Raw genomic sequence first — 21,655 nt, 5'->3', positions numbered from 1 at the left:
GTTATTTTTCCTCCTTTTGGACAGCAGCCGCTTCTAACGGCAGAATCACCTGAAACGTACTGCCTTCTCCATTTTTGCTCTTAATGTTAAGTTTACCATTATGCTCCTTCAGAATTCGTAAACAAATCGGAAGACCGAGACCCGTTCCCTGATCTTTTGTTGAGAAAAACGGTTTCCCGATGTTTTCAAGCTTTTCTTTCGACATGCCGTTCCCTTCATCCTGTATGCTGATCACCGCGTATTCTTCATCCCGTTTTGTATAAATATGAATATTCCCGCCGTCAGGCATCGCTTCAATCGCATTTTTAATAATATTGATAAATACCTGTTTCAACTGGTTTTCGTCACCGTTGACCATACAGGACTCAGTCTGCCTGAAATCCTTCTCAATCACAGTGTTCGACAGCACCGCGTTCGTGTCAAGAAGCGTCGCCACCTGCCTTAAAATATGGTTGAGATGATGAGCGGTAAACGTCACGGTCTGCGGCTTGGCGAGCAGAAGCAGCTCCCCCAGCACGAGATCAATCCTTTTAATCTCCGAAAAAATAATATCAAAATAATCCGTTCTTTCCGGATACTGGGCTTTCATCAGCTGGAGAAAGCCGCTGACTGACGTTAAAGGATTTCTTACTTCATGGGCGATTCCTGCCGCAAGCTCCCCGGCAATGGCCAGCTTTTGAGATTGCATGGCAAGGCGTTCGTTCGTTTCCAGAAGCTCGTCGACCGCTTTTTTCCGTTCACTGATATCAGACATCGTCCCCAGACTTCCGACAAATTTCTGTCTGCGGTCATAATACAGCTTATAATGGACTTCTCCCCAAAAGATCGAGCCGTCTCTTTTAATATATTTGGCCGTAAACATTCCTGACGGGGACTGCTGCTTGATTTGGGAGATAATATAATCAATGATATGTTTTTCTTTTATAAAATAATCATTATACATCGTGCCCATACATTCGCTGATGGAGTGGCCCGTAATCGCCGTCCAGGCTTGATTCAAATATGTAATATTCCCTTGTGCATCCGTCTGAAAAACGATTTCCTGCAGATTGTCCATGATCCGGTTTTTCTCATCTGAAAGCGCCTTTGCTTTCTGCTCGCTGTCCTTCAGCTCCGCCAGCAGCTGCTTTTTATTGTCCACATAATAAGCCAGCAGCCAGACGCCGATTAATGTGACGGCGGTAAAGGTGATGTCAACTGGCCAGTTAATCGGATTCCGTTCAATCATATAAAATAAATAATCCCAAAACATAATAAAAATCATTGCCAAGATTAAGGAAATGATACGCGCTTGATATTTTCCCATAGTCCCACCTGCCGCTAGCATTTCTACATATATTGTAACATTGTTGACTGCATTATTGACTAAAAAATGATAACTATTCCCAATTAATTGAGCAGGTTCGCTTACTTTTCCCGTGAGTTTTTGCACAAGTTCATAATAAAAGGACGGAATGATGCTCCGCCCTTTTTGCTGATTATGATCTATCTTTTAACGCTTCCTCGATTTCCTCAAGCAGCATTTTCGCTCCTTCAGGACTTAAAATAATTTTGCCGTTGCCGTACTCCTGATTTTCGGAGGTAATTTCCCCCGTCATTAAGCAAATGCCGTGCGGCTTGTATTTTTTTAAGACAATTTTGTCTCCGTCAACGAAAAATTCAATACTATCTTTAATAGCGATATCCAATGCTCTTCTCAATTCAATCGGCATGACAATACGCCCGAGTTCGTCTACTTTTCTTACTACACCAATTGATTTCATAGAAATCCCCTACTTCCTTTAATGTCTCTTCTTTATGTCCAAGGAAAATCCTTCATAAACGTAGACGAAAGGAACGGAGCAAAAGTTTCTCAGCATCCGGAACTGAATGTTTTTTTACAAAAGAAAATCCTTTTGAAATATGGGATACAGACTTTCCCTCCTTTTTTACAAAAACATTTCATTCCCGGCGGAAACCCCCAAAAATCGTGGTTTTTCTCAGAAACTTTAAATGTAGAATCAATTAAATCAGGATAGGGATTGGGTGAAAACATGTTTCAATCAACTGAGATCGGAATCGACTTAGGAACCGCTAATATACTTGTTTACAGTAAAAATAAAGGAATTATTTTAAACGAACCTTCCGTTGTCGCTGTAGATACAACAACGAAAGCGGTGCTTGCCATCGGAACGGATGCCAAAAGCATGATCGGAAAGACGCCGGGGAAAATCGTCGCCGTACGGCCGATGAAAGACGGTGTCATTGCTGATTATGATATGACAACTGACTTATTAAAACACATTATGAAAAAAGCCGGAAAAAAAATCGGAATGACTTTCCGCAAACCGAATGTCGTCGTCTGCACGCCTTCAGGCTCAACAGCCGTTGAACGCCGCGCCATCAGTGACGCTGTCAAAAACTGCGGAGCGAAAAATGTTCACTTGATTGAAGAACCCGTAGCCGCTGCAATCGGGGCCGACCTCCCTGTTGACGAGCCGGTCGCAAACGTCGTCGTAGATATCGGCGGCGGTACGACTGAAGTCGCCATCATCTCATTCGGGGGCGTCGTATCCTGCCATTCGATCAGAATCGGCGGCGACCAGCTTGATGAAGATATCGCCTCGTTCGTCAGAAAAAAATACAACCTGCTGATCGGGGAACGTACAGCAGAACAAGTGAAAATGGAAATCGGTTTTGCATTGATTGAACATGTGCCGGAAACGATGGAAATCCGCGGCCGTGACCTTGTAACCGGTCTGCCGAAGACAATCAGACTGCAGTCTAATGAAATTCAGCACGCGATGCGTGAGTCGCTCTTACATATTCTTGAAGCGATCAGAGCGACACTTGAAGATTGTCCGCCGGAGCTCAGCGGTGATATTGTTGACCGCGGCGTCGTGTTAACCGGCGGAGGCTCCCTTTTAAACGGGATGAAAGAATGGCTGACAGAAGAAATCGTCGTTCCCGTTCATTTGGCGGCAAATCCGCTTGAATCAGTGGCTATCGGCACGGGGCGTTCATTAGACGTCATCGACAAGCTGCAAAAAGCGATTAAATAATAAGATTGTGCTTCTTTTTTCTCCGGCCGGCTCATATTGTGAGAACTGGAGAAACATTAAGGAGGAAGCATATGCTTAGAGATGTGGGAAGACGCGTAGCAGTAGCCGTCATTTTAAGCGGAATTATTTTGGGGGGTATGAGCATTTCACTGGCCAATATGCCCCATTCTCCGGCCGGCGGCGCCGTAAAACTGAATCACCCGTAAAGACGCAGCAAAAGCTGTGTCTTTTTCGTTTGTGCTCCTTTCTTTCCTTTATGAGGCGATATTTGATATGATGAGAAAAACCGATGAGGAGGAATGAACGATGAGTTCGTTTACTGAAAAGTTACATACATATGCTCAGCTGGCGGTAGAAGTCGGCGTCAATGTCCAAAAAGGACAGCATGTCGTAATCAATGCCTCAACTGATGTTAGGGAACTTGTCAGACTGCTTGCCAAACATTCTTATGAAAAAGGCGCAAAAAACGTCACCGTAAATTGGCAGGACGATGAACTGTCCAGATTAAAATACGAGATGGCACCGTTTGAAGCGTTTGAAGAGTATCCTGAATGGGAAGCAAAAGGAAAAGAAGAGCTCGCGAAAAAAGGGGCTGCGTTTATTTCTGTCGTCTCATCCGACCCCGACCTGTTAAAAGGCACTGACGGCAAACGGATTGCAGCGTTCCAAAAAGCCGCCGGAAAAGCATTGCATACATACAGACAATATATTCAATCAGATAAGGTCAGCTGGACGGTGATCGGAGCGGCTTCAACAGGCTGGGCGAAAAAAGTGTTCCCGGATCAGCCGGAAGAAACAGCCGTTCAGCTTTTATGGGAAGAAATTTTCAAAACGACCCGCGTAAATGAAGAAAACCCTGTGGAAGCATGGAAAAAACATGATCAAAATCTTCATGAAAAAGTGGAACACCTGAACAAAAAACATTACAGCGCCCTGCATTATCAGGCTGAAGGAACAGACTTAACCATTGAACTGCCGAAAAAACATGTATGGGCAGGCGCGGGAAGCGTGAATGAGAGCGGGCACGAATTCATGGCCAACATGCCGACAGAAGAGGTTTTCACCCTTCCGCAGCGTGACGGGGTGAACGGCACGGTTTCCAGCACGAAACCGCTGAGCTACGGCGGCAACATTATTGATAACTTCACTCTTACCTTTGAAAACGGCCGCATTGTCGATGTGAAAGCTGAAAAAGGCGAGGAGATTTTAAAAGGCATCGTCGAAACCGATGAAGGCTCACACTATCTCGGAGAAGTGGCCTTAGTGCCGTACGATTCACCGATTTCACAATCAAATATTTTATTTTACAACACACTGTACGATGAAAACGCCTCTAACCACTTGGCGATCGGCAGCGCGTATGCCTTTAATATTGAGGGCGGTAAACAAATGACACGGGAAGAGCTTGTCAAAGAGGGCTTAAATGAAAGCATTACACACGTAGATTTTATGGTCGGTTCCAAAGATATGAATATCGACGGCATTACGGCGGACGGCAAAAGAGAACCGATCTTCAGAAACGGAAACTGGGCATTTTAATAAAAAAGGAGGCGATCAGGCCTCCTTTTTTTTATTTCGCTTCATACATTTGCAAGTTGGCGCAGACGGTTTCCAAAACAGGTGTATCAACTGACAAGCCTTTCGCTTTCTCAAGCAAAAATCCGTGTAAATGATCACCTTCCGTCACCCTGCCCTTTTCCATATCTCTCAGCATCGACGATTTCATATGGTAAGACATGCTTGTCAATGTGCGATAACTCTCTTCTTCCAGACCAGGATCTTTCGGGATGCCGGCAGCCTTGAAAATGGCTCCGATTTCAGCAAAGAGGCGCTTTGCCGTGTTGCGGCCGCCTTCTGTTTCTAAAATCGGTCCGATCGGCTGTTGAAACAGAGTGGTCACTCCCGCCTGCGCGGCAATAAACATATATTTTTTCCAAATGTCCTTTTCAATATCCCGGCTGATGATGACATCCGCTTTCACACCTGCAAATGCGTTTTCCAGCTCGTTCATACGTTCTGTGCGTTCCCCGTTCCATTCACCGAAAACAAAGCGGTGGGCAGCGCTCGTATGAAGAATTTCCCCTTTGTCGTTAAGGGCGCTCTCAATAAAGCAGAGGCCGCCCAGCACCTGCCGTTTTGAAAAAGCTTCAAACAGCTGGTTATAGTGCCTGTATCCGTTTAAAAAAGGAATAATGACCGACGAAGGTTTGACAAACGGTTTGACATCCCGAATGACGTCCTGCAAAGAATACGCTTTTGAAGCGATAATAACGGCGTCAAATGCTCCTTCTTCGCCCGCCATCATTAATTTCGGCTTGATTGAAACATCACCTTTTGCACTTTTGACGGTCAAACCCGTTTCTTGTAATTGTTCCGCCCGTTTCTTGCGGACGAGAAACGTAACGTCATTTCCCTTTTCTGCAAGACGCGCGCCGATATATCCGCCCACTCCTCCAGCTCCGACAATTAAAAACTTCATGATGCATTCCTCCGTATCTTTTCAAGTTATGTATTCATTTATTGTAACGGGAAGTCAGAAGATTGAAAACTTTTTTCATAAATAAAGAAGCAGAGTCTCCCCTGCTTCTTTATTACGCGTATAGCTCTTCAAGCTTTTTCTGTACATCCGCGTTTTCAAGAAATTCGTCATAAGACATTTGTTTGTCAACAATGCCTTTAGGCGTTAATTCAATGATGCGGTTGGCAATTGTCTGTACAAACTGATGGTCATGAGATGAAAACAGCATAGCGCCTTTAAAGCTGATTAAGCCGTTGTTAAGCGCCGTAATGGATTCCAAATCTAAGTGGTTTGTCGGTTCATCCAGAATTAAAATATTCGCGCCGGAAAGCATCGCTTTTGAAAGCATGCAGCGCACTTTTTCTCCTCCGGAAAGAACGTTTGATTTTTTGTTGACTTCTTCTCCTGAGAACAGCATGCGTCCTAAGAAACCGCGCAGAAAACTTTCGCTTTGGTCATGCGGCGAGTATTGGCGGAGCCAGTCAACAAGGTTCGCATCGCTGCCGTCAAAATACTCGCTGTTGTCTTTAGGGAAGTACGCCTGAGAAGTGGTCACGCCCCATTTAAATGTGCCGCTGTCTGCTTCCATTTCCCCGGAAATGATTTTAAACAATGTCGTAACGGCAAGTTCGTTGCGGCCCGTAAAAGCGATTTTATCTTCTCTGTTCATAATAAAGCTGACGTTATCAAGCACTTTTACCCCGTCAATCGTTTTTGTTAAGCCTTCAACCCGCAGCACGTCATTTCCGATCTCGCGTTCCGGCGTGAAATTGACATAAGGATAACGGCGTGATGACGGTTTGATATCATCAAGCGTGATTTTATCAAGGAGTTTCTTTCTTGATGTCGCCTGCTTTGATTTAGAAGCGTTGGCGCTGAATCTGGCCACGAACTCCTGAAGCTGTTTAATCTGCTCTTCTTTTTTCTTGTTGGCTTCCTGAGAAAGCTTTAAAGCAAGCTGGCTGGATTCATACCAGAAATCATAGTTGCCGACGTACACTTGAATTTTATTAAAATCAAGATCGGCGATGTGCGTGCACACTTTATTTAAAAAGTGACGGTCATGGGATACGACGATGACTGTGTTCTCAAAGTTGATTAAAAACTCTTCCAGCCACTGAATCGCTTTCAGATCCAAGTGGTTGGTCGGTTCATCAAGCAGCAGAACGTCCGGCTTGCCGAACAGCGCCTGTGCCAAAAGCACTTTCACCTTTTCTGAACCGCCTAAGTCCGCCATTTTCTTCGTATGCAGGTCTTCAGAGATGCCCAGGCCCTTTAACAAAATAGCGGCTTCACTTTCAGCTTCCCATCCGTTTAATTCCGCAAACTCTCCTTCAAGCTCAGCGGCGCGGATGCCGTCTTCATCTGAAAAATCAGGCTTCATATAAATCGCGTCTTTTTCCTGCATGACTTCGTATAAACGTTTATGTCCCATAATGACGACTTTCAGCACTTCGAAGTCTTCATATTCAAAGTGGTTCTGCTTCAGAATGGCAAGACGTTCACCCGGGCTCATATGGACATCGCCGGTCTGCGGCTCCAGCTCACCGGATAAAATTTTCAAAAATGTTGATTTTCCGGCACCGTTTGCGCCTATTAATCCGTAGCAGTTGCCCGGCGTAAATTTAATATTGACATCTTCAAATAACTTGCGATCCGCAAAACGCAAGCTCACATTATTTACAGCAATCATTTAGAATCCTCCATCGTGTCTATCATCATTAAAAGTATACCATGAATAAAGGGGAAGAGAAATGTTTCCCTGCGAATATACGGGTTTGAAAAGATGCAGGCGTCAAACCCGGAGCGCTGTGATACAATAGATATATATACATATTCATCACGGAGGAACAAGTTGAAGCTTTTAACACTCACAGAATACTGTCTTATGATTTTCTTCACCGGGGTTTTTCTGGCCGTCACAGGCTTTACGGCACGTGACATCGGCTTGTACGTCGGAATCGCCCTCATTTATACGTTTTCGCATCTCTTTTCAAAACGGATGCTTGAAAAACGCGGCAAAGAGAAGAAGCAGGTGAACCTTTTTTTCAGCGTTCTGGCCATTGTCGGATCAGTGCTGGCCACGGTATTGTTCATCGCCGTCGCCGCCTCGTTTGCCAAATAAAAAACGCCTGCTGTCCAAATCGGGCAGCGCGGCGTTTTTATTTTGTCTGACGCATATCATGAAATGGGAAGAACACAAACTTCGAGGTGCCGACGATCCGGTTTTCGGCAATTAAACCGAGTCCGTTCCGGCTGTCCATTGAGTTCAGCCGATTGTCGCCCATGACGAAGTATTTGCCTTTCGGAACCTTTACGGGGCCGAAATCTCCCGTCAGGTTGACTCCCAGTTTTTTCGCTTCTTTTTTATTGCTCGCGAGGTACGGTTCTGCGATTTTTTTGCCGTTTATATAAAGCGTGTCATTTTTCATTTCCACCGTTTCTCCCGGTTTTCCGATGAGCCGCTTTACATAATGGACTTTCGATGTATCGCCGTTAATAATGACGATGTCCCCCCGCTCGATTTCTCCGATATAATTGACGCTTTTGTTGACAAACAGCCTTTCACCGTCATGTAATGTCGGGTACATTGATGATCCTTCCACTAAGTACGGTTCAAACAGGAAATGGCGGATTAACAGCGCAAGTGCGACTGCTATAATGATGGCCTTTCCCCATTCCCAATACGTGTTGGATTTTCTTTTTACCGATTTTTCAGAAGTAGGTTTTTGTTCTTCAGTCAACGTGGTTCCTCCTAGACGATCACTGTTTCAGTTCATGTACCATCTTTACTTTATCATAACTCATCACAAAATACATAACGCTTCTATGCGTACATGATTGAAAAAAGCGCCCGTAAAGGACGCTTTTTGCTTATTTCTCTACAACCGGTTTTTTGACGATTCCCAAGATAACAGCCGTTACAATCGCTCCGATCACGATGCTCATTAAGTAAAGCAGCGGATGGTTCGTAATGAATGCAACGAATATTCCTCCGTGCGGTGCAGGAAGCGTTACCCGGAAAAACTCTGTCAACCCGCCAGCTACCGCAGAACCGACAACGGCTGCAGGGATGACGCGAAGCGGATCAGCCGCTGCAAACGGGATGGCGCCTTCTGTAACGAAAGCTGCTCCCATGAAGTAGCACGTAATACCGGCTTCACGGTCACGTTTAGAGAATTTGTGTTTAAAGAATGTTGTCGCCAGTGCGATTCCAAGCGGCGGAGCCATTCCGCCCGCCATGATGGCCGCATGCGGCGCATAGTTTCCGGCATCGATCATCGCAATTCCGAATGTGAACGCCGCTTTATTGAGCGGGCCGCCCATGTCGATAGCCATCATACCGCCTAAAATAATACCCATTAAAACAAGGTTTCCAGTTCCAAGGCTTTCAAGCCAATTTGTTAAGAAATTCATGAACGCTGCTACAGGTGTGTTAATGACAAATTGCATCAGAACTCCTGTGATAAAAATACCGAGCAGCGGATAAATCAATACAGGTTTTAATCCGTCAAGAGATTGAGGGATAAAGACAAACAGCTTTTTCAGCAGGATTACGACATAACCGGCTAAGAATCCGGCAATCAGTCCGCCCAAGAATCCGGCATTCGCCTGCGTAGCCATAAATCCGCCGACCATACCCGGCGCAAATCCCGGACGGTCCGCAATACTCATTGCAATGAATCCGGCAAGAACTGCAACGATCAGTTTTAACGCATTATCGCTGCCGATAAAGTTCAGCGCTGCGGCAAACGTGTTGTATGTCGGGTCTTTCGGATCAGCTGAATGAATTCCCCAGAAGAATGAGATCGCAACGAGAATTCCGCCGCCGACGACAAATGGCAGCATGTTGCTGACACCGCTCATTAAGTGTTTATAGAAAGTGCTTCCGATACTTGTGCCTGATTTCTGTTTTGGGCCGTCTTCATCTGAAGCGGAAGATCCTCCGCCGCTGCCCTCGTAAATCGGCGCATCTTGGTTAACGGCTTTTTCAATCAGTTCCTGAGGACGTCTGATACCAGCCGTCACAGGCACTTGAAGAACATGTTTGCCTTTAAAGCGTTCCATTTCAACCTGTTTATCAGCCGCCACGATGATCGCAGGCGCGTCTTCAATTTCCTGAGCCGTCAGCTTATGCTTGATTCCGCTTGAGCCGTTTGTCTCGACTTTAATGTCAACGCCGAGCTCTTTCGCTTTTTCCTTCAGTGCGTCAGCTGCCATGAACGTATGGGCGATACCTGTCGGACATGCCGTAACGGCAAGGATTTTGCCTTTTCCTGACGGCGCTGCCTGTTCTTCCTGCTCTTCTTCTTCCTCATCGTCATCTTTGTCATGCTGATTGATGATGTCAATGATCGCATCTTCTGATTCAGCTTCAAGAAGCTGTTTGCGGATTTCCTCACGCATAAGAAGCGTTGAAAGTCTTGATAATGCCTCAAGGTGCGTATTATTCGCTCCTTCGGTTGCCGCAATCATAAAGACCAGGTGTGCAGGCTGACCGTCTAATGATTCATAATCCACACCATCTTTTGAACGGCCGAATGCGATGGCCGGGTTAATGACGCTCGCCGTCTTCGCATGAGGAATGGCAATGCCTTCGCCGATTCCCGTCGAGCTTTGGCTTTCACGATTTAAAATGGCTGCTTTGTAAGCCTCTCTGTCATTTAATCTGCCGGCTTTGTCAAGCACTGTCACCATTTCATCGATAACGTTTTCTTTCTCTTTGCTTTCTATATTGAGATGAATTGTATCTCTTGTTAACAGCTCAGTTATCTTCACTTTTCTTTCCTCCTCTATAGACGTGTGACTTTAACTTCAGGAAGAAGCTGCTGTACAAACTCTTCAGTTCCGAGTTCTTCAGAAAATGCCGTCGCGCTTCCGGAAGCAACTCCTAAACGGAACGCATCTTCCAAAGGCAGCTGTTTTGAAATTCCCGCAAGGAATCCCGCGACGACGGAATCACCCGCGCCTACCGAATTGACAAGCTTTCCTTTAGGAACATTGGCGAGGAAAACCGCCTCTTTCGTAAATAAAAGCGCACCGTCGCCAGCCATCGAAACAATCGCGTGTTCAGCGCCTTGTTCAATTAATTTTTTACCGTAAGGAACGGCAGCTTCGGCTGAATCAATGACCGTATTGAACATTTCCCCAAGCTCATGATGATTCGGCTTCATCAAAAACGGTTTCATTTCTGTCGCTTTCATCAGCGCTTCACCGGAGATGTCCACCACTACCCGGGCATTCTGCTTTCTGCATGCCTCAGCAATTTTTTCATACGTGTTATGCGGCAGGGAAGAAGGAATGCTTCCCGCTAAAACGACGATGTCTCCCTCTTCCAGAGCGGAGAACTGTTCTAAAAAGGCATTGAACACTTCGTCTGAAATCGTCGGGCCCTGTCCGTTAATTTCCGTTTCATCGCCCGTTTTCAGTTTTACATTTATACGCGTGTCTTCATCTACCTCAGAAAAAGCCGTTTCCAGACCTTCCTGCTGCAAAAATGACGTGATATAATTTCCGGTAAATCCGCCGACAAACCCCAATGCTTTTGACGGCACATGGTGTCTTTTCAGTAATCTCGAAACGTTGATGCCTTTTCCGCCGGGATACTTCGTGTCATAGCTGGAACGGTTTAAACCGCCTACGGCAAAATCTTCAACGTGAACGATATAGTCAACAGACGGATTGAGGGTTACAGTGTAAATCATGGTTTCACTACCTTTACGACAGTTTTTTCTTGGTAATTATCGAATGCAAGTTCTTCAGCTTCAGTGGTAATGATAGCGGCATCGCCCAAGGCGGCGAACGCTGCGAAAGAAATCTCGCCGAATTTAGAAGGATCGGCTAAAACATACGCATTTTTCGCCTGTCTCACAGCCTTTGTCTTCAGAAGAGCCTCATCCGGATCGGGTGTTGTAAAGCCGGCTTCAATGTGCACGCCGTTCACCCCGAGAAAGCTTTTGTCAAAACGGTACTGGCTGACCGCCGTTAATGAGGCGCCGCCGATCATCGCACCTGTTCTATGCTTCACATATCCTCCGAGAAGATAAAAAGGAATCCCTTTCCTTATTAAAGCGTCGATATGCATAACTCCGTTTGTGACAACCACAATGTCCTTTGTATGATCTATAAAATCAATCATGTGCAATGTAGTTGTTCCCGCATCGAGGTAAATACAGTCACCTTCTTCTAATAAAGATGCCGCTTCTTCTGCGATCTTCAGTTTATCTTGAAGGTTTTTGGAGGATTTTTCAAGCATATCGGGTTCTTGCCTGCTGTTGGAAAGTTTAGACGCCCCGCCGTGAACGCGCTTTAAAAACCCGCGCTCTTCAAGTGTTGATAAATCTCTTCTGATCGTTGATTCAGAAGCGTTTGTCATGCTTATCAGCTCTTGAATCTTCACCACATCTCGCTTTTCAATCTGATCCATAATCAGCTGATACCTTTCAGGAGTGAGCATATTCCGCCTCCTTTGAAAACGTATTCATTTCGGCTGCAAGATAATTGTAAACGCTTTTTTTACTTCAAGCAACTAAAATCACTCAAATTCATTCAATAACTATCAAAATCTTTCACATTTGTTCATATTAACGTATGTACATAGGGTTTGTAAACTGTAAATTCGACAAAAAGGGGGACAATTGTATGACATTTTCTTTTTATCATAAATGAAAAAAGTCTATTATATTCATTCAATCATTAAAACACAAAAAACCCCATGCAGACTGCATGGGGTGCCGGTTATTCATACCTTAATGCTTCAATCGGATCTAAGCGTGATGCTTTGTTGGCGGGCAGCATGCCGAAAATGACACCGATCAGCATACTGAACAGCACACCGATACAAACCACCTGCCAGGAAACGAGCGACGGCCAGCCTGCGATAAGGGAAACGAGTGATGCTCCCCCGTAGCCGAGACCGATTCCGATTAAGCCGCCGATTAATGTAAGCACAACAGATTCAATTAAGAATTGTGTCAGAATCTGTCCTCTCGTGGCACCGAGCGATTTGCGGATGCCGATTTCTCTTGTCCGTTCCGTCACTGATACGAGCATAATATTCATGACCCCGATCCCGCCGACAATGAGAGAAATACCGGCGATCGAACCGATGATCGTCGTCATGACGGTCGTGACCTGACCGATTCCCGCCGCGATTTCTTCCATATTCATGACTTGATAGGCCTCTTTTGTACCGTGATTGTCATTTAAGAGACGGGCCGCTTCTTTTCCTGTTGTTTTGATTTGATCAGCGGACTCCGTCTGAACGGAAACGTTGCTGTAGTCGTTAGTACCGAAAGACGTTTTCAGCATGTTGAACGGCACATACATTTCACTGAGTCCTAACGATAAAAAACCGCTCTCTTCTTTCAGTACGCCGATTACTTCAACGGGCTGTCCGCCGGCCCAGACGATTTTTCCGAGCGGAGACGTTTTCCCGAACAGCTTTTCAGCCATTTTTTTCGAGATGATTCCCGCTCTTTTCCCGGAAAGAAAATCATTGTCCGTAAATGTCCGTCCATCTTGAACGTCCAGCTTTTTTACGTCCATGTAGCCGCTGTTAATGCCGTTCAGCGTAATATCCGTGTCTTCTTCATGGTAACGGGCCGTCATGGATTTTACCGCGGAAGCGACAACCTGCTTTACGCCGTCCACTCCTTTTAATCCATTAATATCTTCTTCTGTAAAACTCGCTTCCTGTAAGGCGTTCGGATTGGCTGTTAATTCTTCATCACTCGGAAGGTAAAACAATTCAATCGTATTGCCCGGCCCGCTGATGGATTGCTTCAGCATTTGCTCTCCGCCCTGGCCGACAGCCACAACCACGATTACTGAACCGACGCCGATAATGATTCCGAGCATTGTCAGGATCGATCTCAGCTTGTGAGCTCTTACGGAACTGAGGGCCATCCGGAGATTTTCTAACAGGCTCATTCCCCCACTCTCCTCTGCTCAGCATCGCGGGAAACGATCATGCCGTCACGGACGAAAATCACTCTGTTTGTACAGTCCGCCACTTCAGGCTCATGAGTCACAAGCACCACGGTCACGCCCTCTGCATTAAGCTCTGTGAACTGCTCCATAATGGATATGCTTGTTTTCGTATCCAGCGCGCCGGTCGGTTCATCAGCTAAAATGAGCTTCGGTTCGTTCACGATGGCTCTTGCAATCGCGACACGCTGCTTCTGGCCGCCTGACAGCTCATTCGGCATGTGACGCATCCGATCCGCCAAACCGACTTTTTCCAGCGCATGCTCAGCCCGTTCCTCACGCTCTTTTTTGCCGATACCGGCGTAGATCATGGGGAGTTCGACATTTTTTCTTGCATTCAATCGCGGCAGCAGCTGAAATTGCTGAAAGACAAATCCGATTGATTTGTTCCGGACCGCCGCAAGCTCTTTTTCGGTGCATGAAGAAACATCTTCGCCCGCAAGCCTGTAACTGCCGGACGTCGGTCTGTCCAGACAGCCGATGATATTCATGATCGTAGATTTTCCCGATCCCGACGGTCCCATAATTGACACATATTCTCCTTCTTCAATCGTCAGGTCGATTGAACGAAGAACATCAAACGTCTCCTTGCCGATCTGATAACTTTTTTTCACCTTTGAAAGCTGAATCATCTATGCTTTCACATCCGTTCCGTCAGTCAAACCGTCAGCCGGATTCAGAATGACTTTATCATCCTTTGAAAGCCCCTCTTTTATCTCCGTAAGCTGATTTGCGGTATCACCGACTTTAACTTTCACGCGTTTGGCCTTCCCGTCTTTTACCGTAAAGACCCAGTGCTCATCTCCGTCTTTTTTGACCGCGGAGGACGGCAGCGTATCGGCTTTCCGTTTGTCGGTTTCAATGTTCATAATTAATTTAAACCCCGGCTTGCCCTCCGGAAGGTTTCCGATCAGCTTAACCTGAAACGGATACTGCACAGCCTGTTCCGTGCTTTCCCCCGAAGCAGCGCTTGACTTTTGATCAGGAACGAGGCCGACAGCCGCCACTCTCCCTTTCCACGTTTTACCGGGAATGGCGTCTGAGGTAATCGTAACGCTTTGGCCCTTTTTCACTTTCAGCGTGTCGTATTCGGACAAATTGCCGGCAACGATCAGGTGTTCCGGGTCTCCTATATGTAAAACCGGTTCTTGAATATCCGATTTTTTAGAAGCCGCTTCTTGATTTACCGAGATAACCGTCCCGTCCATCTCACTCTTAACATTGAGATTCGCCACTTGATTTTCAAGAGACTGCTTTTGCAAATCAGATTGCTTTAATTCGATTTCCGCCGTTTTTTGCTGAAGCTGCAGATCAGTCCGTTCGGATTCAATTTGTTTTTTGGCTTCAGCTTCTCCAACTTGTTTTGCCAGATCTTGTTCCTTGCTGTTTAATGCTCTGAGTTTTTCTTCAACTTGTTCGATTTGCATCCGTTTTGATTGTTCTGTCAACTCATTTTGTTCTTTATCAAGATTGAGCTGCTCATTTGTATACGTGACTAACGACGACCCTTTTTTTACTTTGTCGCCTTCTTTTACTTTCACTTTATCAAGAGTTCCTTTATCCGCTTCATAAAAAACATACTGTTCTTTAGAGAATTTAAGTGTTCCCGGAACCATAACCGTAGAGGAGATTTCTCTGTTTTCCATGGTTCCGGTTTCGATTTTTTTCCCGGCGCTGCCGCCCGCGGGAGCGGCAGACTTATAAATATTGATACCGATGAATACTGCAACAATTACGGCGATGCCGATTCCGATCCAAATTTTTTTCATGTTATACACCTGCTGTCACTGAACTTAACAGTCCTCCGACTGCCGAAACCAAAAGCATAATAACAAACAGGACAATCGCGGAAGTCCAGGCCGCTTTTTTCGAAATGCCGCCTGTATAGCGAAGTCCCAAAGCGAGCAGAATATAGCTCCAGATGCTGAAAATGTCGAACGCGCTTAAAAAGACCGCAACGCCGTCTCCGGCCGGTATGATACTCGCCAAAGATGTAACGGCGTGCAGGGAGCCCGCTCCGGTAAAATAAGTGACAAGACCGTTAATGACTAAGCCGATATTGGTAATAAATGCCGTGAACAGGCTGAGTGAGAGCATTTTTTTATAAGTTGTCACGCCGCCTGAAATTTTGACGCACAGCCAGTAAATGAGCGGAACGATAAACAGAGCGATAATGCCCCCGAAGATTCCTCCGAACATCGAGCCGAATTTAGCAATGGTTTTGGTCATTTCAATCTGATCATCCGACAATCCGTCAAGAGATGTGCTGTTCAGCACTTCTTCATAATTCATCCCCAGTCCGCGCAAAATACTGCCGGCCGCGATGAGAATGATGACAATCAGGAGAGGAATGCCGATGACCGGCTTTTCTTTTAATCTTTTAAACTGCACAACAGGACTTGTAATGACGCCGAAAATTGACGGCTTTTCCGTTACTGCCGTATTGCTTTTTTCCAGGTTTGGTTCCATATTGCTGATGCCTCCTATGTATTATTCTGTTTATACGTACGCTTTAGGCTGAGAGAAGTTTCAATTTTTTTGCCGTTTGCGTATTTATGCTAAATTGTAACACAAATTCTCAGCTTTACGTTCCATAATTATGTAAAAAAAAGTATTGTCAGACCGGTATGACGGGAGGCTCAAAGCCTTGTGAAGGCACTGTCTTCAGCCTATTCATCTAATCAAAACCGTCTCAATCACAAATTCCTTTAAATCCCATTTAGATATTCTCTGGAATTCAGCTCCTATATACAAAAAAGCCGGATGGCAATGATGCTCATCCGGCTCTTTTTTCACCCTCCGCTTACAGGAGGGATAAAGGCAATGGTATCACCTTCTGTTACGATGCTGTTGTCTTTTACATATGTTTCATTGATTGCGATCATGGCATTGTCAATCGTCTGAAGTCCGTACCGTTCCTTTAACAGTGTTTTTACAGCAGACGCCGCCGTCTCTTTTTCGTCAAGTTCAATGACCGGTGTTCCCGCCTGCTCCGCAAGCCCGGCAAACAATAATACTTTAATCATCGCGATTCCCCTTTATCCAAATCCGGTTTTCCGTTCGGATAGGGCGTTGTTTCCAGCTGATCGCCTATCCATTCTTCGCCGTCTTCCCAGATTTCTTTTTTCCATATCGGCACAATCTGTTTTATCCGTTCAATTGCATATTCATTCGCCTCATATGCCGCCTTTCTGTGCGGAGAAGACACGGCGATTACGACCGCAGCTTCTCCGATATCAAGGACGCCGACACGGTGTGTGATTGCAGCTTCGGCTCCTTCCCATTTCGCGCTGATTTCATCGCCGATTTGAGAAAGCATTTGAACAGCCATCGGTTCATACGCTTCATATTCGAGCCGTACCGTCCGCCGTCCTGCAGTCCACTCTCTGACCGTGCCGATAAACGTTGTGATGGCGCCGGCTTCACGCTTTTCAACTTTTTTTACGATATTTTCCGCAATGATAGGTTCCCTTGTAATTTGAAAACGTTCCATTTATGCAGATTCCCCTTTCAGCTGCGAAAGCACAAACATAATGGCAGCCGGATCATCCGCATGGAATACGGGCATACCTGCATCTGCCGGCATATGCTCCGTATTTCTGCTGACAACCGCGATCACGTGCTCCAAATGCTTCAGCTTTTGCCAATCTTCGCTGTCTTTGATCATAATGATTTTCGGATGCGGCGCATGTTTAAATCCCTCTATGAGAAGACCGTCAATTCCCAGACATTCATACAGACTGATCAAACCCGCCAGATCCCATTTTTTTCGCGCCGTAAGCTGCAGGACGCCGTCCCCTTCTACTGCCGTAACCGCGGCTCCGGCTTTTGAAAAACGCTCCGAGTCTTTTCCGTCAGAAAAAGGTTCCGGTTCTCCGCCATGTCCGTGATGTTTTAAACATCCAATATCGCACTCTTTCGGCGCCGCTTTCAGCACACGTTCAATAAACGTTGTTTTACCGCTGTTTTGAAAACCTACGATCTGGACGATCGGGAAAGAATTGACCACGGCCATTCACTTCCATTCTCATCACGGATGAGGAGCACGTGAACCGTCCGGCCCGCTTCATACCCCCTCGTTCCTCCCGGCAGAAGGATAAACGCGTTTGCTTCGGCTAGAGATGTGACTGAGCTTGATTTGTCGAGACCGACTGGTGACGCCATCATCTTTCCGTCCTTATGATAAACAAATGCCCTCACAAATCTCGTAAACGGATTCGGCTTCGGAAAGTCGTTTGTTAACACGGCTTCCGCCCATCCGGAATGAGGTTTTTCATTCAGAAGCCACGTCTGAATCATCGGTTTGACAAACAGGGTGAATCCGACATAACATGCGGACGGATTGCCTGAAAGGCCGAACAGCAGCATGTCATCGGCCCGGGCGACAGTTGTCACGCTCCCCGGGCGCATTGCCACTTTGTTAAAAAGAACTTCCGCTCCGAGCTTATTATAAATGTCTGGAAGAAAATCAAAATCGCCGACTGACACGCCGCCGGTCGTGATCAGAAAATCAACTTTTTTCATAGCTTCCTTCACCGCAGCATAGCTGTCATCAAAATCATCGGAAATTTTCCCTAAGTTCAGCGGTACCGCGCCCGCTTCAATGACCTGGGCATACACCATGGCAGCGTTGCTGTTGCGGATTTTCCCCGGCTCAAGCGGATCGCTGACATGAAGAAGCTCGGTTCCCGTTGCGATAATGCCGACAACCGGCTTTCTGACCACGGGAACGGAAGCATAGCCGAAGGTTGCTAAAAGAGCGGTTACGCCCGGCGTGATTTTCGTCCCTTTTTTTAATAGCGAGCTGCCCTTTTTCGCATCTTCTCCTTGATATGAAATATTATCACCCGCATGAAAAGGGCGTTTCACTGACATGTAATTCGTCCCGTTTTCAGAAAACGTTTTTGTCAGTTCAAGCATCACTACGGCATCCGCGCCTTTTGGAATCTGCGCCCCCGTCATAATGCGGACCGCTTCATAAGGCCCGAGTTCTTTTTCTGACACGGCGCCGGCTCCGATATGGTCAATGACTTCAAAGGTGACGGCATTGTCACGGGAAGCCGTTTTTGAATCGCTCGCCCTGATGGCAAACCCGTCATACGGGGAACGGTTAAAGGCCGGCACATCATGATCCGCCTTAACATCCTCCGCCAAATAGCGGTGGAGACTGTCCTCAAGCGCCACCCATTCGGTATCCCCCTGTTTTTTATACCGGCTCACCCGGCGGACTGCTTCGTCCACCTGAATCGGCGTTCTTTTTTCAAGCATAGCAATATCTCCCCTTCCTACAGTCCGATCACCCTGGCCAGAACTGAATTTGCTTCTTTTATATCGTTTGTACCGTGAATCAGAGCCCGTCCATCCTGAAAAATAACGATTCTGAAGCGCTCATACGCCATGTGCAGCAGAAATTCATTTGCTTCCACTTTACCGATCTGCTTCAGACGTTTGACAAGCTCTTCTTTATCCAGCCTCTTTAAGGCTTCCGATCTGATTTGAACGGTGTCTCTTCCGCACAGCACGCTTGCTTTCGGCCTGTTTTCAGGCTGCAGATACGGATATACGGGCTCCGCGCCGCAGGAAGGGCAATGATCCCGTTTGATCTGATCCACATTTATGCTCATATTGGTGTTATTCCACACGTCAAACGTGAAAAAGCGCCGATTTACCGCCGCATGATTTCCTGTCAGCAATTTCAGCGCCTCAGCCTGCTGATAAGCGGAAACGATATGAACCGCCGGAGGTATGATGCCTGCTGTATCACATGTCGCTCCGCCCACGGGCATTTGCTCAAACAGGCAGGATAAACACGGCGTAACCCCCGGAATAATCGTCATGCACATTCCCTGACTGCTGACACAGGCACCATAAATCCAAGGTGTTTTCGTTTTCAGCGCCAGATCATTGATGACCATTCTCGTTTCAAAATTATCTGTCGCATCCACGATGCAATCCGCTTGTTCGATCAGCGGTTCGAGCGTTTCCGCCGTACCTTCCGCCGCGTAAGCATCGATATGTATATCACTGTTTACCGCCAAAAGACGCGCCTTGGCCGCCATTGCTTTCGGCAGGCGCTGTCTCGCGTCTTCTTCTGTATACAGCTGCTGTCTTTGTAAATTGCTCCATTCCACATAATCCCGGTCAATAATCGCCATACGGCCCGCTCCGGCTCTTGCCAAGCCCTCTGCCGCGGCTGTTCCGAGGGCTCCGGCTCCGACAATCAGGACACTGCTGTCAGCCAGCGCCTGCTGCCCTTTTTCCCCTATCGGCTTAAATCTTGTCTGCCGCGAATAGCGCTCTTCCATCTGTGTTGTCCCCTTGCATTTTTATTTCCATCATACCATGTTTCTTCCCGATCAGTCCTGATTTGAAGACTCGACATGCGCCAAAAGTCTGGTGTAATCGTCCCGTGTGTTGATATTAGCGAACTCCTCCGGCCCGGCGCCGATGTCTTCAGCCTGCACATAACAGACAGACAGCCGTTTCAGCGTGTCTGTCATTTTCAGTTTGTTTTGTGTCAGCTGATCAAAAAGCACACCCTGCACCCGTTTATGGTAAACCGCCAAGAGGGGATGCTCTCTGTTTTCACAAACCGGTATGACAGCGTCCAGATTTCCGGTCAGCTTCATTTCAAGTGCAGCCATCGTCTTTCTTGTCACGAGCGGCGTGTCACAGGATATGACCGTGTATGTTTCGCCTTCCGTTTGTTTCATTGCCGTATATATGCCGGCCAGCGGGCCCATTCCCCGAAACCGCGGCTCATCGGCAAAAACATGCCGCTCCCTGTTTGATAAGAACTTTTTTATATGCTCAGGGCGGCTGATAATTACCGTTTCTCCGCCGCCGAAGGCTTTTTTCGCCTGTTCATAAAACATGCCGCCCTTCCACTTTGCAAAAGCTTTCGGTTCTCCGAATCTTCGGGAAGCTCCCCCCGCTAATATTACATTCACCCATTTCATGTCATCTCTCTCCCATTCTATATAAAAGCATAGCAAACGCCTCAGCCGAAATACAATATTACGGTGCTTGTCTGTTTAATTAAGAGGAATAGCCGTTGATCCTTTCCCATATTGTAGTGTTAACATCATGAGGGAGATGGTTCTTATGAAAATATCCGGTCCGTTTTTCCACGACACTTCTCAAGAGAACCTTTACTTGAAATCCGAACTTTCCAGATGCAGAAAATTAATTTCAGAATTTGAAGCAAGCTACTTCCATCAGAAAAATAATAAGCTTCAGGAGGAAAACGCCAATATTAAAGAGCGGCTTCACAAGCTTTCTGACGAATTGGAAGCCATGGCTCAAAAACACAAACAGACAAGTGACACGGAACGTTCTTTGCATGAAATCAGAGCCGGGCTGCTCGATAAAATCGTCATTCTGCAAGAACTGCTTCAGCAGGAAACGTTTCGGCGGAAAAATGAGATGGAAGAAAAGCACCGTCTGCATCTTACAAATGTAAAATTTGAAGAAGAAAATAAAAACTTACATACCCGCATCCGCTCACTTGAGACCGCCATTCAAACTGAACGGACTTCTCACGAAGATATGAAACAGCGTTATCATGCCGCTGCAGACGAAAATACCCGGCTCCAAACACAAATGATAGAAAAAGAATACCAGCTCAAACATATTAAAATAGAAATTAATCATATGAGAGATCGAATACTAGAAACAAAAGAACGGCTTGTAGAAATAGAAAAAACGAAAGAAAAGTTATTTCAAGAAACCATTCTTTCGTATAAACGGCAGCTGGACGAAAGTGATGCTTGGATTGCCGGCCATTTTGCTGATATTGACAGCCGCACGGCGGAACCGGCGGAACAAGCTCTGGAAATCCCTTCTGTTTCCAAAGAGACTGTTCAGGCAGAAGACTTGCTTAAAGCCGTTACCGAACAAGTCATCTCCCTGCAAAAACAATTGGTACAATCAGAGTCCCGCGATCAGTCGTTTGATGAAAAACTGGATGCGTTGAAAGAACGTGCTGACGGCGAAAAGCCTTTCCAAAAATATGTCGTCAAGCTTGAAAAAAAGCCGGGAAAAGATGCGTCACTTCCGCAGAATAAGCGGGAAAACGAAAAAAAACTGCTTGAGTAACGCAAGCAGT

23 protein-coding genes are annotated in these 21,655 nt (G+C 46.3%); 5 read left to right on the top strand and 18 right to left on the bottom strand.

Features of this window, described 5'->3' with window-relative positions:
- Position 1: 1 nt before the first annotated feature.
- Together RUW00_RS01250 and RUW00_RS01245 are read right to left on the bottom strand one after the other, a co-directional pair.
- Positions 2–1,306: an ATP-binding protein gene (locus RUW00_RS01250; RefSeq protein WP_014417634.1), complete on the bottom strand. Its 1,305-nt coding sequence runs from the start codon at positions 1,304–1,306 to the stop codon at positions 2–4.
- A gap of 172 nt (positions 1,307–1,478) precedes the next feature.
- Positions 1,479–1,763: a transcriptional regulator AbhA gene (locus RUW00_RS01245; RefSeq protein ID WP_024085249.1), complete on the bottom strand. Its 285-nt coding sequence runs from the start codon at positions 1,761–1,763 to the stop codon at positions 1,479–1,481.
- Positions 1,764–2,033: 270 nt separating this feature from the next.
- Between RUW00_RS01245 and mreBH the strand changes: the two genes are divergently transcribed.
- The 3 genes from mreBH to RUW00_RS01230 all read left to right on the top strand — a co-directional run bounded on the left by mreBH (position 2,034) and on the right by RUW00_RS01230 (position 4,580).
- Positions 2,034–3,041, top strand: a complete 1,008-nt coding sequence (gene mreBH / locus RUW00_RS01240; RefSeq protein ID WP_014417632.1) for a cell shape-determining protein MreBH — start codon at positions 2,034–2,036, stop codon at positions 3,039–3,041.
- Positions 3,042–3,112: 71 nt separating this feature from the next.
- Complete coding sequence (locus tag RUW00_RS01235) at positions 3,113–3,247, top strand: protein YkpC (protein WP_003154559.1); 135 nt, start codon at positions 3,113–3,115, stop codon at positions 3,245–3,247.
- A 100-nt stretch (positions 3,248–3,347) separates the two neighbouring features.
- Entirely contained in the window at positions 3,348–4,580 is a 1,233-nt protein-coding gene (locus RUW00_RS01230) for an aminopeptidase (protein WP_007409644.1), read from the top strand.
- A 31-nt stretch (positions 4,581–4,611) separates the two neighbouring features.
- On the opposite strand, the gene RUW00_RS01225 is transcribed toward RUW00_RS01230, so the two are convergent.
- Together RUW00_RS01225 and RUW00_RS01220 are read right to left on the bottom strand one after the other, a co-directional pair.
- The gene (locus RUW00_RS01225; protein WP_280145065.1) at positions 4,612–5,520 is read right to left on the bottom strand and encodes a ketopantoate reductase family protein; all 909 of its coding nucleotides are present in this window, start codon (positions 5,518–5,520) and stop codon (positions 4,612–4,614) included.
- Positions 5,521–5,632: 112 nt separating this feature from the next.
- Positions 5,633–7,252 carry an ABC-F family ATP-binding cassette domain-containing protein gene (locus tag RUW00_RS01220; RefSeq protein ID WP_007409642.1) on the bottom strand — a complete coding sequence of 540 codons (1,620 nt, stop codon included), beginning with the start codon at positions 7,250–7,252 and terminating at the stop codon, positions 5,633–5,635.
- 162 nt (positions 7,253–7,414) lie between these two features.
- Between RUW00_RS01220 and RUW00_RS01215 the strand changes: the two genes are divergently transcribed.
- Complete coding sequence (locus RUW00_RS01215) at positions 7,415–7,684, top strand: hypothetical protein (RefSeq protein WP_021493749.1); 270 nt, start codon at positions 7,415–7,417, stop codon at positions 7,682–7,684.
- Between the two features lie 37 nt (positions 7,685–7,721).
- Here RUW00_RS01215 and sipT read toward each other — a convergent pair whose 3' ends face one another.
- The 14 genes from sipT to RUW00_RS01145 form a co-directional block, all read right to left on the bottom strand.
- Entirely contained in the window at positions 7,722–8,303 is a 582-nt protein-coding gene (gene sipT / locus RUW00_RS01210; RefSeq protein ID WP_003154568.1) for a signal peptidase I sipT, read from the bottom strand.
- A gap of 130 nt (positions 8,304–8,433) precedes the next feature.
- Positions 8,434–10,338, bottom strand: coding sequence for a PTS fructose transporter subunit IIABC (locus tag RUW00_RS01205; RefSeq protein ID WP_063636613.1), 1,905 nt, complete (start codon positions 10,336–10,338; stop codon positions 8,434–8,436).
- Positions 10,339–10,352: 14 nt separating this feature from the next.
- A complete protein-coding gene (gene pfkB / locus RUW00_RS01200; RefSeq protein WP_003154572.1) occupies positions 10,353–11,264 on the bottom strand; it encodes a 1-phosphofructokinase in 912 nt (303 codons plus the stop codon).
- Complete coding sequence (locus RUW00_RS01195; protein WP_014417627.1) at positions 11,261–12,016, bottom strand: DeoR/GlpR family DNA-binding transcription regulator; 756 nt, start codon at positions 12,014–12,016, stop codon at positions 11,261–11,263. The genes pfkB and RUW00_RS01195 overlap by 4 nt, the downstream gene beginning before the upstream one ends.
- Before the next feature lie 281 nt (positions 12,017–12,297).
- The gene (locus RUW00_RS01190; RefSeq protein ID WP_014417626.1) at positions 12,298–13,491 is read right to left on the bottom strand and encodes an ABC transporter permease; all 1,194 of its coding nucleotides are present in this window, start codon (positions 13,489–13,491) and stop codon (positions 12,298–12,300) included.
- Positions 13,488–14,180: an ABC transporter ATP-binding protein gene (locus RUW00_RS01185; RefSeq protein WP_007409637.1), complete on the bottom strand. Its 693-nt coding sequence runs from the start codon at positions 14,178–14,180 to the stop codon at positions 13,488–13,490. The genes RUW00_RS01190 and RUW00_RS01185 overlap by 4 nt, the downstream gene beginning before the upstream one ends.
- The gene (locus RUW00_RS01180) at positions 14,181–15,317 is read right to left on the bottom strand and encodes an efflux RND transporter periplasmic adaptor subunit (protein WP_280145064.1); all 1,137 of its coding nucleotides are present in this window, start codon (positions 15,315–15,317) and stop codon (positions 14,181–14,183) included.
- A 1-nt stretch (position 15,318) separates the two neighbouring features.
- Positions 15,319–16,017, bottom strand: coding sequence for a YknW family membrane protein (gene yknW / locus RUW00_RS01175; RefSeq protein ID WP_014417624.1), 699 nt, complete (start codon positions 16,015–16,017; stop codon positions 15,319–15,321).
- A 323-nt stretch (positions 16,018–16,340) separates the two neighbouring features.
- Positions 16,341–16,574 (bottom strand): molybdopterin converting factor subunit 1, encoded by a 234-nt coding sequence (gene moaD, locus RUW00_RS01170; RefSeq protein WP_007409633.1) that lies wholly within the window; start codon positions 16,572–16,574, stop codon positions 16,341–16,343.
- Positions 16,571–17,041: a molybdenum cofactor biosynthesis protein MoaE gene (locus tag RUW00_RS01165; protein ID WP_007611116.1), complete on the bottom strand. Its 471-nt coding sequence runs from the start codon at positions 17,039–17,041 to the stop codon at positions 16,571–16,573. Before RUW00_RS01165 ends, moaD begins: the two co-directional genes overlap by 4 nt.
- Positions 17,042–17,563, bottom strand: a complete 522-nt coding sequence (gene mobB, locus RUW00_RS01160) for a molybdopterin-guanine dinucleotide biosynthesis protein B (RefSeq protein ID WP_021493752.1) — start codon at positions 17,561–17,563, stop codon at positions 17,042–17,044.
- Complete coding sequence (locus RUW00_RS01155; RefSeq protein WP_014417621.1) at positions 17,524–18,816, bottom strand: molybdopterin molybdotransferase MoeA; 1,293 nt, start codon at positions 18,814–18,816, stop codon at positions 17,524–17,526. Before RUW00_RS01155 ends, mobB begins: the two co-directional genes overlap by 40 nt.
- A gap of 17 nt (positions 18,817–18,833) precedes the next feature.
- Positions 18,834–19,853 (bottom strand): molybdopterin-synthase adenylyltransferase MoeB, encoded by a 1,020-nt coding sequence (locus RUW00_RS01150; RefSeq protein ID WP_007611113.1) that lies wholly within the window; start codon positions 19,851–19,853, stop codon positions 18,834–18,836.
- Positions 19,854–19,904: 51 nt separating this feature from the next.
- A complete protein-coding gene (locus tag RUW00_RS01145) occupies positions 19,905–20,507 on the bottom strand; it encodes a molybdenum cofactor guanylyltransferase (RefSeq protein WP_025649507.1) in 603 nt (200 codons plus the stop codon).
- Positions 20,508–20,652: 145 nt separating this feature from the next.
- Here RUW00_RS01145 and RUW00_RS01140 point away from each other — a divergent pair, with 145 nt between their 5' ends.
- Positions 20,653–21,645, top strand: coding sequence for a coiled-coil domain-containing protein (locus tag RUW00_RS01140; RefSeq protein WP_315956440.1), 993 nt, complete (start codon positions 20,653–20,655; stop codon positions 21,643–21,645).
- Positions 21,646–21,655 lie beyond the last annotated feature (10 nt).

The organism is Bacillus sp. IS1 (assembly GCF_032461585.1).
Classification (GTDB): domain Bacteria; phylum Bacillota; class Bacilli; order Bacillales; family Bacillaceae; genus Bacillus; species Bacillus velezensis.
This window is presented reverse-complemented; position numbering and strand designations above follow the sequence as displayed.

Coding starts and splice junctions, on each gene's coding strand:
- RUW00_RS01185 (WP_007409637.1), bottom strand. CDS start 14,180: ATGATTCAGCTTTCAAAGGTGAAAAAAAGTTATCAGATCGGCAAGGAG.
- pfkB (WP_003154572.1), bottom strand. CDS start 11,264: ATGATTTACACTGTAACCCTCAATCCGTCTGTTGACTATATCGTTCAC.
- RUW00_RS01230 (WP_007409644.1), top strand. CDS start 3,348: ATGAGTTCGTTTACTGAAAAGTTACATACATATGCTCAGCTGGCGGTA.
- RUW00_RS01165 (WP_007611116.1), bottom strand. CDS start 17,041: ATGGAACGTTTTCAAATTACAAGGGAACCTATCATTGCGGAAAATATC.
- yknW (WP_014417624.1), bottom strand. CDS start 16,017: ATGGAACCAAACCTGGAAAAAAGCAATACGGCAGTAACGGAAAAGCCG.
- RUW00_RS01145 (WP_025649507.1), bottom strand. CDS start 20,507: ATGAAATGGGTGAATGTAATATTAGCGGGGGGAGCTTCCCGAAGATTC.
- mreBH (WP_014417632.1), top strand. CDS start 2,034: ATGTTTCAATCAACTGAGATCGGAATCGACTTAGGAACCGCTAATATA.
- RUW00_RS01150 (WP_007611113.1), bottom strand. CDS start 19,853: ATGGAAGAGCGCTATTCGCGGCAGACAAGATTTAAGCCGATAGGGGAA.
- mobB (WP_021493752.1), bottom strand. CDS start 17,563: ATGGCCGTGGTCAATTCTTTCCCGATCGTCCAGATCGTAGGTTTTCAA.
- RUW00_RS01155 (WP_014417621.1), bottom strand. CDS start 18,816: ATGCTTGAAAAAAGAACGCCGATTCAGGTGGACGAAGCAGTCCGCCGG.
- moaD (WP_007409633.1), bottom strand. CDS start 16,574: ATGATTAAAGTATTATTGTTTGCCGGGCTTGCGGAGCAGGCGGGAACA.
- RUW00_RS01225 (WP_280145065.1), bottom strand. CDS start 5,520: ATGAAGTTTTTAATTGTCGGAGCTGGAGGAGTGGGCGGATATATCGGC.
- RUW00_RS01140 (WP_315956440.1), top strand. CDS start 20,653: ATGAAAATATCCGGTCCGTTTTTCCACGACACTTCTCAAGAGAACCTT.
- RUW00_RS01190 (WP_014417626.1), bottom strand. CDS start 13,491: ATGAGCCTGTTAGAAAATCTCCGGATGGCCCTCAGTTCCGTAAGAGCT.
- RUW00_RS01195 (WP_014417627.1), bottom strand. CDS start 12,016: ATGCTCACTCCTGAAAGGTATCAGCTGATTATGGATCAGATTGAAAAG.
- RUW00_RS01220 (WP_007409642.1), bottom strand. CDS start 7,252: ATGATTGCTGTAAATAATGTGAGCTTGCGTTTTGCGGATCGCAAGTTA.
- RUW00_RS01235 (WP_003154559.1), top strand. CDS start 3,113: ATGCTTAGAGATGTGGGAAGACGCGTAGCAGTAGCCGTCATTTTAAGC.
- RUW00_RS01245 (WP_024085249.1), bottom strand. CDS start 1,763: ATGAAATCAATTGGTGTAGTAAGAAAAGTAGACGAACTCGGGCGTATT.
- RUW00_RS01180 (WP_280145064.1), bottom strand. CDS start 15,317: ATGAAAAAAATTTGGATCGGAATCGGCATCGCCGTAATTGTTGCAGTA.
- RUW00_RS01250 (WP_014417634.1), bottom strand. CDS start 1,306: ATGGGAAAATATCAAGCGCGTATCATTTCCTTAATCTTGGCAATGATT.